The sequence below is a fragment of the Paenibacillus wuxiensis genome (genome assembly GCF_040195695.1).
Classification (GTDB): domain Bacteria; phylum Bacillota; class Bacilli; order Paenibacillales; family Paenibacillaceae; genus Paenibacillus_B; species Paenibacillus_B suaedae.
This window is the reverse complement of sequence record NZ_JBEFZI010000006.1, coordinates 103820-115753: the sequence shown is the minus strand read 5'-3', so window position 1 is coordinate 115753 and position 11934 is coordinate 103820. Positions and strand designations below refer to the sequence as shown.

General features: G+C 45.3%; 13 protein-coding genes. 8 read left to right on the top strand and 5 right to left on the bottom strand.

Annotated elements, in window-relative coordinates; genetic code table 11:
- Positions 1-63: 63 nt before the first annotated feature.
- A complete protein-coding gene (locus tag ABN764_RS14665) occupies positions 64-192 on the bottom strand; it encodes a sporulation protein YjcZ (RefSeq protein ID WP_194483572.1) in 129 nt (42 codons plus the stop codon).
- A 230-nt stretch (positions 193-422) separates the two neighbouring features.
- Between ABN764_RS14665 and ABN764_RS14660 the strand changes: the two genes are divergently transcribed.
- From ABN764_RS14660 to ABN764_RS14625, 8 genes are all read left to right on the top strand, one after another.
- Positions 423-833, top strand: coding sequence for a DMT family transporter (locus ABN764_RS14660; RefSeq protein ID WP_446672322.1), 411 nt, complete (start codon positions 423-425; stop codon positions 831-833).
- A 325-nt stretch (positions 834-1158) separates the two neighbouring features.
- Entirely contained in the window at positions 1159-2379 is a 1221-nt protein-coding gene (locus ABN764_RS14655; protein WP_446672321.1) for an MFS transporter, read from the top strand.
- Positions 2380-2533: 154 nt separating this feature from the next.
- Positions 2534-3463: a TetR/AcrR family transcriptional regulator gene (locus ABN764_RS14650; protein WP_446672320.1), complete on the top strand. Its 930-nt coding sequence runs from the start codon at positions 2534-2536 to the stop codon at positions 3461-3463.
- Between the two features lie 151 nt (positions 3464-3614).
- Positions 3615-4193, top strand: coding sequence for an SCO family protein (locus ABN764_RS14645; protein ID WP_268624835.1), 579 nt, complete (start codon positions 3615-3617; stop codon positions 4191-4193).
- 319 nt (positions 4194-4512) lie between these two features.
- Entirely contained in the window at positions 4513-4881 is a 369-nt protein-coding gene (locus ABN764_RS14640; RefSeq protein ID WP_446672319.1) for a glyoxalase superfamily protein, read from the top strand.
- Between the two features lie 55 nt (positions 4882-4936).
- The gene (murG, locus tag ABN764_RS14635; protein WP_446672318.1) at positions 4937-6007 is read left to right on the top strand and encodes an undecaprenyldiphospho-muramoylpentapeptide beta-N-acetylglucosaminyltransferase; all 1071 of its coding nucleotides are present in this window, start codon (positions 4937-4939) and stop codon (positions 6005-6007) included.
- Between the two features lie 164 nt (positions 6008-6171).
- Positions 6172-6903 (top strand): 2,3-diphosphoglycerate-dependent phosphoglycerate mutase, encoded by a 732-nt coding sequence (gpmA, locus tag ABN764_RS14630; RefSeq protein ID WP_446672317.1) that lies wholly within the window; start codon positions 6172-6174, stop codon positions 6901-6903.
- Between the two features lie 163 nt (positions 6904-7066).
- Positions 7067-8143, top strand: coding sequence for a lactonase family protein (locus ABN764_RS14625; protein ID WP_446672316.1), 1077 nt, complete (start codon positions 7067-7069; stop codon positions 8141-8143).
- Positions 8144-8259: 116 nt separating this feature from the next.
- Here ABN764_RS14625 and ABN764_RS14620 read toward each other — a convergent pair whose 3' ends face one another.
- The 4 genes from ABN764_RS14620 to ABN764_RS14605 form a co-directional block, all read right to left on the bottom strand.
- The gene (locus ABN764_RS14620; protein ID WP_446672315.1) at positions 8260-9189 is read right to left on the bottom strand and encodes a DMT family transporter; all 930 of its coding nucleotides are present in this window, start codon (positions 9187-9189) and stop codon (positions 8260-8262) included.
- Between the two features lie 180 nt (positions 9190-9369).
- Positions 9370-10152, bottom strand: a complete 783-nt coding sequence (gene pdaA / locus ABN764_RS14615; RefSeq protein ID WP_072729926.1) for a delta-lactam-biosynthetic de-N-acetylase — start codon at positions 10150-10152, stop codon at positions 9370-9372.
- Between the two features lie 119 nt (positions 10153-10271).
- A complete protein-coding gene (gene yxiS, locus ABN764_RS14610; protein ID WP_268632653.1) occupies positions 10272-10583 on the bottom strand; it encodes a protein YxiS in 312 nt (103 codons plus the stop codon).
- Between the two features lie 153 nt (positions 10584-10736).
- Complete coding sequence (locus tag ABN764_RS14605) at positions 10737-11918, bottom strand: GNAT family N-acetyltransferase (RefSeq protein WP_446672314.1); 1182 nt, start codon at positions 11916-11918, stop codon at positions 10737-10739.
- Positions 11919-11934 lie beyond the last annotated feature (16 nt).

The window sequence follows — 11934 nt, the reverse complement described above, 5'->3', positions numbered from 1 at the left end:
GATAAAGAAGTATAAGATAGAAGAAACAACCCCGGCTGCAACAGCCGGGGTTGTTGGCGTAAATTAGAAACCGAATCCGCAGCCAAAGGAACGAGTAATAATGACGAGCAAAATGAAGAGAACAAGAATTACGCCAACGCTAGTAAAACCTCCACCACAAAAGCCTCCAACTGAACCACATACTTCGGACATGTTCATTGGCTCCTTTCGTCATGCTTTGCTTTTATCTTACGTTATAAGTGTATGTGGGTCAGGAGCATGGTGACTAGACGAATGGATTGAAGAGAGCGCCTAATTTGAGGCGAGTGGCTATGCTGTTTGACAAGGCGCTCGTGATGCAACATAATAGCTCTATTGTGCCTATTTTCGTGAAGTCAATAGGTGAAGAACGATAGATACGGGGGAAATGCTGTGATGCAATTATGATGAGTTGGCTTTACTTAATCGGTGCGATTACATTGGAGATTATCGGAACCATCTCAATGAAGATGTCGAACGGTTTCACAAGACCGGTTCCTTCCATTCTCATGATTGTTTGTTATTTGCTTGCGTTTACGAGCTTGAATTTCTCACTGAAGCAGATTAATGTCAGTGTCGCTTATGCGATATGGTCAGGTGTTGGTACTGCAGCCATTGCCGTTATCGGATATTATTTCTTCTCAGAGTCAATGTCTTGGATTAAGGTTGTATCGATCTTGCTTATTATTCTCGGCGTAATTGGTTTGAATTTGCAAGGAGGCAGTCACGAAAGCCGTCCAGCCGAGGTGACGCCGCAGTCCATTGATACAGCGGCTTCTCCGGTGACTGTAGAGGACGCATCAACCACTATCTAAGGGAATATATTTAGCGGCGAACCAGACAATAGTTCTGCACATGGCCAGGAAACACCTTCTGCCTGTATAACTTCCTTAAGGCGTTTGGTAGGAAAGGTGAAAAAATTCAACATGTCTGGTCCCATTATATCTATATTCTTTCACTGTCATGCGGCAGCCCTCGGCGAGTTACCTCGTCTGAGGGCTTTTTTTGTAGATGACAACAGAATTATGGGGAGCACAGGGATTGGAAATGGAGTTTGACATTCCGGAGTCGAGTAGAGTACTATGGATTTTGACTATAAAGTCAAAAATAAAACTTATTGGTTCTTGGGGGTGGAGAGCATTGTCAACAAAAAAGAAAGGCTCAGGTTCGCTTGTTATCCTTATGGTTAACATGTTCATTGCTATGGTTGGTATGGGGCTTATTATTCCGATTATGCCGAAATATGTGACAGCGTTTGGGGCTACGGGGCAAGCGATGGGGTATTTGGTGGCGGCGTTTGGATTAACGCAATTTCTGTTCTCGCCGATTGCTGGCGAGTTGTCAGACAAATACGGCAGAAAGCTGCTAATCGTAACGGGAATTGGATTATTTACCGTTTCACAGCTACTGTTCGGTATGGCTGAACACATGTGGATGTTGTATGTATCACGACTGCTAGGCGGTATGTCAGCAGCGTTAATGACACCTCCGATGATGGCCTATGTAGCGGACATTACAACAGAAGAGAAGCGAGGGAAGGGGCTCGGCATGCTGATGGCTTCCATGACGCTCGGCGTTGTTATAGGGCCTGGTATCGGAGGCATGTTGGCGGAATACGGAATTCGAGTTCCTTTTTACGCAGCAGCAGCACTTGCTGGATTGTCTACGGTAGTCTCTTTGTTGTTCCTGCCTGAATCCCTGTCTGTCGAGGAACGGATGGCAGCGAGAAGCAACACGAAGAAGAAGGAAAATTTGCTCCGACAGATGGCCGCTTCTGCGAAGGCGCCGTATTTCATGCTGCTTGTGCTGGTGTTCGCATTAACGTTCGGATTGCAGAATTTTGAAGCGATATTTGGTTTGTATGTTGATGTGAAATATGGATTTACGCCGAAGGATATTTCCTTAATGATTACACTAGGTGCTATAATCGGAGTCATCTGTCAAGCTATCCTAATTGAGCGCCTGTTGCGAACATTCGGTGAGAAGAAGATTCTGCTCACGATGTTTGGATTATCTGCCATCAGTATGATTTTGTTGTTGTTCGTCTCGAATTATTTTCTTATTTTCTTTGTTACGATGTTATTCTTCGTGGCAACATCCATCGTACGGCCTGCAATCAATACGTTATTGTCGAAGATGGCAGGGAATGAGCAAGGGTTCGTTGCAGGAATGAACAATGCTTATATGAGTCTTGGCAATATTATTGGGCCAGCGATTGCTGGAATCCTGTTTGATGTTCATGTTCAGATCCCTTATGCATTTGGCGCCATTGTGTTGCTCGCAAGTGCGGGCATGCTTATTGGCTGGAAGCGGGATGCATCTTACACCAGTGCAGCACAGCGAGGAGAAATGGTTCAATAATCGGTGTATCTTGGCTCAATATGAGTAGAGGATAAGTTTATCTTCATATGTCCAATCCCATGTGGTTGCAGGTAATGACCACTTTTTGTTATGATATTGAGAACTCAATAGTCATATTAAGAACTTGTTAGGAACCAAGTGTGGAGGACAGCGAATGGAAGAGCATATGCCAGAGAAGAAGAAGCAGATTCTATTATCGGCTATGAAATTGTTTGCATCCAAGGGATACGTACAGACGACGATGCAGGAAGTCGCTTCCTTCTGTAAAATGTCAAAAGGAAGTGTGTATCAATATTATAGTTCCAAGGATGAGCTGCTGCTGAACATCTTCATGTATCAATCCAAATTATTGAAGGATCGCTTGCTGATGTTGGAGCGCGAGAAACAGCCTAATCTTCGTGAACGGTTAATAAGCAAAATCGGGGTTTATATTCACATCTGGAACGAACATCCTGAGTTTATCAAGATGCAGATACGGGATAATACGAAGCATACCGAAAGCAAAGAGCTTCGTGAACACATGCAGCAAATGAATAAGTTTAATATAGAGACGCTGATGGAATCCTTGCAAGATATCTATGGGGAGCAATTCAGCCCTTATATGCTTGACAGCGCAACGTTGCTTAGCAGTCTGATTTTTACCTATATGTATATGAAGCTATTCGACAATTTCCCCATCGAGCTGGACAGCCTCAGTAGGTACATTGTTACGATCATGGATTATGTAGCCGAGGGGATGTTGAAGCATGGACCGGAGCCAATACTGAATGGAAGCATGGTCGGATTCGATGAGGAGCATTTGAAGCCAAAGCAATTGCATCCGCTTGTTCTTGTGAAGCAGCTGAGAGAGGCTGTAGAGAGTATGGACATGGATTCGAAGGAGAAGAAAAGCTGGAATAAGCAAGATGTTCTGGATTCTATTCAAGTGCTGGAAGAAGAACTGCTGCAAGTACGTCCCCGTAAGGTGATCTTGCTCGGAATGCTGTCAAATTTGAAAGAGATTGCACCTCGGACTTCCTTGTATGAGCGTCTATGCAAATCAATTGAAGCGTTGTCTGGAACGGCACCAAGCACTCTTCGCTAATACGCGGAGAGAGTATTTTTTGCTCACTACGATGTATGTATGAAAATGTCACAATATCGTGGCTTAATAGGGGCGTAGATGGTAAAAATAGACTTGCAATTACGATACAATAAGAGTAAAAACGATGTGGTATCGTAATGTGGAGGTCGGTATGAAGAAGATACTTGTAAGTAGTGTAATCACTATGATTATGATCGTTCTAGTCGCTTGTGGCGGCAAGCCGAAGCCGAATGATTACGACTGGAAGGTTACTGCATTTGAGGCGATTGATCAAGACGGACAGCCTTTTCGTACCGAGCAAATGAAAGGGAAGATATGGCTCGTTAACTTTGCGTTTACAAGCTGCACTACGGTATGTCCACCTATGACCTTCAACCTGACAGAAATTCAACAGAAGCTAAAAGAAAAGGGAATTGAAGACGTACATATACTATCATTCAGTGTCGACCCTTCTATTGATACGCCGGCAAAGATTAAGGAGTTCCTTGGTAAATATAAGGCTGATACAACTCATTGGCGCTTTGTCACGGGTTACAGTCAGGCAGCGATTGAAAAATACAGTCTTGAGATGTTCAAATCACAAGTGCAGAAGGTGGAAGGCGATGATCAGGTGATCCATACCACCTCAGTCTTCCTCGTTGATCAAGAGGGGACCGTGCTCACTCGCTACAATGGATTAGAACCGCCAGAAGATAAGATTGTCGAGGATGTTAAGTCACTGCTAGAGTGAAATCTTGACGGAGGTAGAGTGCATGCTGAGGTCAGCTTGATCATGAACTGAAATCCCATTAGAAATGAATGCGTATGGAACAATCGCAATTAATAGGCTGATTTATTCATGAAAAGCAATGATAACGGCACAGGAGCTACTGCTCTTGTGCCGTTTTTTTGTTGAAGGAGTTAGCAGTCAAGAGTCAGTCAAGAAGACGAATAAAGGGGGATGGGATAGCAACGAATGAAGCGGGAGTAGTGTGTGTATGTAACCAAATTGTGGTATTATTTCGATAATACATCAAAGTGATATTCTGAGTCGAATAGGGGGAGTTTGCATGGAGGTTATTTCGTTTCGACCAGCTATACCGATATTGCGAATATTCGATGAGGATAAAGCGCGTGAATTTTACGTAGATTTCTTAGGGTTCCGAATAGAGTGGGAGCATCGATACGGAGATAATTTCCCATTGTACATGCAGGTTGCGCGCGGCAATTGCATACTTCATTTATCAGAGCATCATGGGGATTGCTGTCCTGGCTCGGCAGTACGAATTGAAGTTAGCCATATACGGCAGCTGCACGCTGAGATGTGCGGCAAGCAGTATAAATACGCGAAACCTGGACTTGATCCGGATGAACATGAAGTGTGTGTCACTGATCCATCTGGCAACCGAATCATTTTTTATGAGCAGGCAAGTTGTTAAAGGAACGTATCGTGCGGATCGGTTCATTTACAGATAGATGGCGAGGTGCCTGAATGTGACAAGACGCATCCTTTTTACTGGTGGAGGAACGACAGGACATGTGGCTGTGAACCTTGCTCTCATCCCTAAGTTTATCAACAGAGGATGGGAAGTACGATACATTGGTTCCCGGCATGGAATCGAGGCCGAACTGATTGTTGGCTTAGATGGGGTAGAATACTGTAAGATTGCAACGGGCAAGCTGCGCCGATATTGGGACTGGAACAATGTAAAGGATCCATTCCGTGTATTGAAGGGGACATGGCAGGCGTATCAATATATCCGTACATATCAGCCTGAGGTGGTCTTCTCTAAGGGGGGATTTGTATCGTTCCCTGTTGTCATTGGTGCTTGGCTGAATCGTGTACCGGTTATCATTCATGAATCAGACCTTACCCCAGGATTGGCGAATCGGATGGCCTTGCCCTTTGCCACGAAGGTATGTGTTACGTTTCCGGAGACGATAGAACATGTGAAGCAGCGCAAGTCTATCTATGTGGGAGCAGTTGTTCGTTCCGAGCTGCTGCTGGGCAGTCGATCCAGAGGGTTGAATGCATGCGGCTTTACGCGTACGAAGCCAGTACTCATCTTCATGGGCGGAAGTCAAGGTTCTAAACGATTGAATGAGCGAATTCGGAGCAGTCTGCCGAAGTTACTGCAACAATATCAGATTATACATTTATGTGGAAAAGGGAATATCGATCCTTCCATTACGTATCGCGGCTATCAACAAAACGAATATATGAAGGAAGAGCTTGGCGATGCGCTTGCAGCTGCTGATCTGGTCATTTCAAGAGCAGGTTCCAATGCGATATTTGAATATTTGAAGCTGCAGATTCCTATGCTGCTGATCCCGTTGTCTAAGAAGGCGAGCAGAGGAGATCAAATACAGAATGCTCGCTCCTTTCAATCCGCCGGTTATTGCCATGTTCTGCTTGAAGAAGAAATGGAAGGGTCTGCATTTATCGAAGCCATTCATAGCGCTTATGCCAATAAAGAAGTGATGCGGGAGAAGATGGAGCAGTATCGTCAAGACGATGCGATCGAACAGCTGTTAGACGTAATCCACACTGTGGCCGAGCGGTAGCCAGGAGTAGGGAATAATTGTGTATGGATTACATGTTGTTTTCATTAGTTTTCGCAATTGTTTCATCTCCTTTCATTTTGGTTAAAAAAAGAATAGAAGGACATGATCAAATATGATTGTCTAACATGGCGTGAACGTGGCTCGCTCACAGAAAGGGGCAACTTATGGCTAAACTTGTGCTGATTCGACATGGACAAAGCGTATGGAATTTGGAAAATAGATTTACAGGTTGGACGGACGTCGACCTGTCTGAACAAGGTCTTATTGAAGCGAGACAGGCGGGTGAGATATTGCGACAGCATGGATTCGTCTTTGACACCGCTTATACTTCTGTGCTGAAGCGGGCCATTCGAACCCTTTGGATCGCACTGCATGAGATGGATCAGATGTGGATTCCTATCCACCATACATGGAAGCTGAATGAACGTCATTATGGGGCGCTGCAAGGATTAAATAAGGCAGAGACAGCAGATAAGTATGGGGAAGAGCAGGTTCATCTGTGGCGGCGATCAGTGGATGTACGACCACCTGCTTTGGAGCCGATTGATTCACGCTATGAAGCAGCAGATCGGAAATATGCTTCCTTGCAGCCGGGTCAATTCCCGCTAACAGAGAACTTGGAAGATACGGAGAAGCGAGTGCTTGCTTATTGGCATGAGACCATTGCTCCGGCAATTCAAGCAGGGGAGCGGGTCATCATTGCTGCTCATGGCAATACACTGCGGGCCCTTGTGAAATATCTGGACAACATCCCTGCCGATGGAATTGCAGATTTGAACATACCAACAGGGACACCGCTTGTGTACGAGCTTGATGAGAAGCTGACACCAACACATCGGTATTACTTAGGGTCAGATGGGAAAATCCCAGCAGGCATTATACCTGAGCACATATAAGTTATTCAAAACGAGAGGGAGAGCTGTCATATTGTGCGGCTCTCTCTATTTGATTGTGTTGATTGAGCCTCTAATGTTGATATTCCGCTGTACCAAGTGTAAAGTAGAGACACAATAACATTTCCTATATTACTTAAGGACAACACCGAGGGGAGTTACATATATGGAACAAAATATGTTAGTGTTTGTTGGATCGTATGCTGAAGCAGATTCTTCTGGACTTTATGTATACTCGATGGATGAGAATACTGGTCAATTGACGAAGCTGGATGAAGCAGCAGGGTTGAAAAATCCAACGTTCATCAATGTCGATGTTGATCATCAGAAGCTCTATTCCATTGGAGAATGTGTCATTGAAGATGGTTCGAAGACTGCGGAGGTAGTTAGCTTCGCAATAGATACAGCTTCAGGCAAGCTGACGCAATTGAACCGCGCCTTCTCACTTGATGCTCCGACATGCCATATTCAACGAGACTCTCAGAGCCGTTACCTGATTGTTGCCAGCTATCATGGCGGCCGCATTGGATTGGTAGAGCTCCTAGAAGATGGACAAGTAGGAAGCCAGCTTGATGTACAGCAGCATCACGGCCATGGCCCGCATCCGAATCAGAACCAGCCGCATCCGCATTCTGCATTTTTCAGTCCAGATGAGAAGTATATCTATGTGTCTGACTTGGGGATTGACCGGGTGAAGTGCTATTCCATAGATAAGGAGCGCCACGTGCTTGTTCCGCACGGTGAATATGAGGTTCCAGCAGGATCTGGGCCGCGTCATTTGACATTCCACCCGAATGGTCAATTCGTCTACGTCATCAATGAATTGAATTCAACGGTGAGTGTGTTCTCATACGACGCGAGCAATGGTGAGCTCCATGCGATTGAGACGGTGTCGACACTTCCTGTGGACTTCGATGGCGAGAGCTACTGTGCAGAGATCGCCATTTCAGAAGATGGAAAGTACTTGTATGGATCCAATCGTGGACACGACAGTATCGTTGTATACGAAGTACAGCCTGACACTGGCAAATTGACGACTGTACAATTTGTTTCAACAGAGGGAGGTCATCCCCGTCACTTTGCATTGACACCTGGAGGAGCGTATTTGCTGGCTGCTAATCGAGATGCGAACAATATTGTCGTATTCCGTGTAGATAATTCGACTGGCAAGCTCACGAGTACAGGGCAGTCCGTTGAGGTGTCTAAGCCGGTATGTGTGAAGCCGGTGTACGTCAAAAAGTAATTTCTCTAGCGTTCAGATAGACCAGTATGGTTGGAAGAAGCCGATATTCGCATCAGCGAGCATCGGCTTTTTTGTCGTTAACAGTTGAATGATACGATTGAATGGGATGTAGTTGATTAGGAGACCGAACGAGTCGTGTTCGGGTCCATTGCTGCAGCTGGAGTGGAGTGGTTCGCCCGTCGTTCACTCATGAGGAATATCCATACCCCCGCAATGAGAAGCACACAGGCAATAAATTGGGTAGTCGTTAATGATTCTCCCAATAGAAGCCACGCGAGAACGGTAGCACCTACAGGCTCGCCGAGCACGCTCATCGAAATCGATGTGGCGCTGGTGTACTTCAACAACCAGTTGAACAGCATATGTCCAAGCACGGTTGGGATGACAGCCATTAATGCGAATAAGAGCCATTCTCTAGCTTCATATCCAATAAAGGAGTAGCCTGCGGAAAGGTTGTAAACAGCCAACGCCAGACCAGCTACGAGAAAAACGGTAAAGTTATAGACGTAAGACGAGACGCGCTGTCGCAAATCCTGACCTAGCAGCATGTGTATGACGACCGAAATCGTACCAAGGATAGATAAAATGTCTCCATATAACGCTCTCCCGGAAATGGCCATATCACCCCAGCCAATGAGCAGCATGCCGCATAAAGCAATCCCGACACCAATTAATGAATTTCTCGTCGTTCGCTGTTTGAAAATCCAGAATGATCCGGCCATTACAAGTATGGGTTCCAAGGCAAGCAGAACGGTCGAGCTCGCTACAGTCGTATAGCGCAGCGACTCCATCCAGAGGAGAAAGTGCAAACCGAGGAAGAAGCCTGACAGGAACAGACGCAGCCAATCATTGCGCTGGACAGAGCTCCATTCGGATCGATAGGTCCACGCCCATGGCAGAAGCACAATATTCGTTATCAGGAGACGATACATGCCAATGACAGCGGCGGGGGCAGTTGACCATTTTACAAAAATGGCCGAGAAAGAGATTGCGATCATACCTACGATGAGCAGGGCATACAGATGCGATGATTTTCTTGATGACATGAGCAGAAGACACCTCGGTATATGAATGAATGGTAATCACAATGTGCTAGTATACACCAACTGCTCCCAACTTGAAATAAAAATCATGATTATCAACCTAAAAAAGGACTGTGGGACGTATGACCGTCCCCAGCCCTTAATTGCGCTCATCAGCTTGCGTTGAACAAGTAATGATTGTTACTATTTGGATTGCTGTACGTTGAGTTGATCGAGGCTTGCAAATTCATATCCTTGTTGACGTGCACCATCAATAATGGCGCCAAGGGCCCCAGCATTATCCTTCGATATGGAGTGGAGCAGAATGACCGCTCCAGGATGAAGCTGCTTTACAACCTTATCATATGCATAGCTCGTTCCCCGTTGGGCATTGACATCCCAATCCAAGTAAGCCACGGACCAGAATACATTCGTGTACCCCATATTCTTCGTGATGGCTAGAGTCCGGTCATTAAAGATACCACGTGGTGGTCGCAGATAAGGCATATCCTGCTTGCCCGTGACAGCTGATACTGCCTGTTTGACCTTATCCAATTCGGTTCGAATCTGCTCATCCGATATGGTAGTCATATCCGGATGACTCCACGAGTGGTTCCCGATCAGATGTCCTTCATTAATCATCCGCTTCAGTAAATCTGGCTGTGTATTCACATAATGTCCGGTAACGAAAAAGATGGCTGGAACCTTCTTCGCCTTCAACGTATCCAGAATTTGAGCCGTGTATCCATTTTCGTATCCGTTATCAAAGGTTAAGTAAATCATTTTTTTGTTTGTATCTCCGAGAAAAATAGCTCCGTGCTTCTCAATCGTCGGTTTGAAGCCTTCCTCGTCAATCGAAGGAAGCTTGCCGTTTACACTCTTTTTGAATCCAAAGTGAAATGCTGGACCCTGTTCGGCGTATGCGGCTGGCTGAATGCTTGCGGCAAGCAAGCAGAGGAGAGCAGTGGCAATCAGAATGCGTTTCATATGCAAATATACTCCTTGATGTAGGTTAGAATCGATCAATCATGGCTTACTATTCCATATTTGCAGTAAACTTATACGCACTGATACCCATGCATTCCTAATGAGAATACAAGTAATCCTTATTTGTTGTGAGCCTGCTTCATCTTCTCCAACTCTTCCGACACGACGAAGGCAAGATCTTCGTTGTTGTACATAGACAGCACGGCGAACAAAGTGTCGTCAGGAATTGGTCCGGCCTCCTCCTTCGGAACCGTAAGATCAATTGCCTGCTGCAATCGATAGTTGTCGCCCTGCTTCGGGTATGCGCGATGATAGAGCTCGGCTGGATCAAGATTATGGTTCACACACCATTGTGCAAAGATAAGAATCATCATTTGCTCATCACGCTCATAATTGTCGATAATTTGTTGTTCTACTGCACTACGCGTCATTGCAAAAACTCCCTTACATAGATTCATACAGCTTATTATAACGAAGATGAATTGTGATTCTCAATCCTATTGCTTAATTGAGAGGGAGAGACGTTGCAATGATCGGACTGTAATGCCAATTGGAGATGAATGCTCATACTTACTTCGCTTAGCTTAGAAAGCGTCTGATATATATGGATGAAGTCGCGGAACGAGCTGCTCTAGAGTATCAACACTGTTGATGGAACCTGCAATAAATCCGTTATCGAATAATTCGCATGGTCGCTGATAACCTAGCAGCATCGTTGTGAGTGCTCTAATGTTCATGGACAGGGTGTTGGTCATGTTGACAGTGGTACGAACCTGCTTCTCATCTTGAGAGTGAATAGCAGCTTGCCCGTTCTCAAAATGAATGACTACATTATTCCATGGAGCCTGGTCGTCACTTATGTATATAGAGAGAGGAGGATGTGCAGGTACAGGTGCAAACGTATATTGCTGTAGAAATAATGTAATATCTACAATTCGTGCCATGACAAAAGGTTGTATGGTACGAACAATTCGTGGAAGGCTCAAGGCGAAAAACAGGCGCTCATTCTCACAAAGACGCATATTTACTTGCTCTACCATAGAATCATGCTGACAAATATAATTCCATAGCCCCTGTCTAGAATCCCTTGTAACGCACATGAATTCATGTACATGCATAGCATTATTTTTTATCTCATACAACATATACCCTTGAGGCTGCGAATGCTCACTATAGTACACCGCCGCGGTGCGATTATGATAGTGAGCAAGCCACCATTCGTGATCGCGAACGACCATACCTGAATGCTGTGATGACCATGCGTCATATACCGCTTCAATATCAGTAGAATGCGTATCCTTGGTAAAGCGGCGAACAATGCCTGCCAGTTCAGGATTCAATGGAATTAGATCATGACGGGTAAATTGGCAAGTCATGCGGTCGCTGAATACTTCCCAGCCTGCTTTGCGATAGAAGGGGATGGAGAAAGGATAGAGCATGGATATAGAAGTTCCAGCGGCCTGCATCACGCGCAGTGAGTGGTGCAGCAATTGCTTGGCATATCCTTTGCGTCGAAATTCAGGATAGGTGGCAACCCCACCGATTCCACCCATCTTCAGCTTATTCTGGCCGATATAGATGTGAAAAGGAAGGATATGAAGCTTCGCAGCGAGCTTGCCTTCATCGTACACACCAAAAATCTCATGTTTCCCCAATTTATGCAGATATTCTTCATAGTCTTCAGGTTCAACGCTGTACTGGAAAGCATACTCGGATAGCGATATGGCTTCAGAAAACTGTTCCTTGTTCAAACGAATAATTGACATTGACAATCCCCCTCAA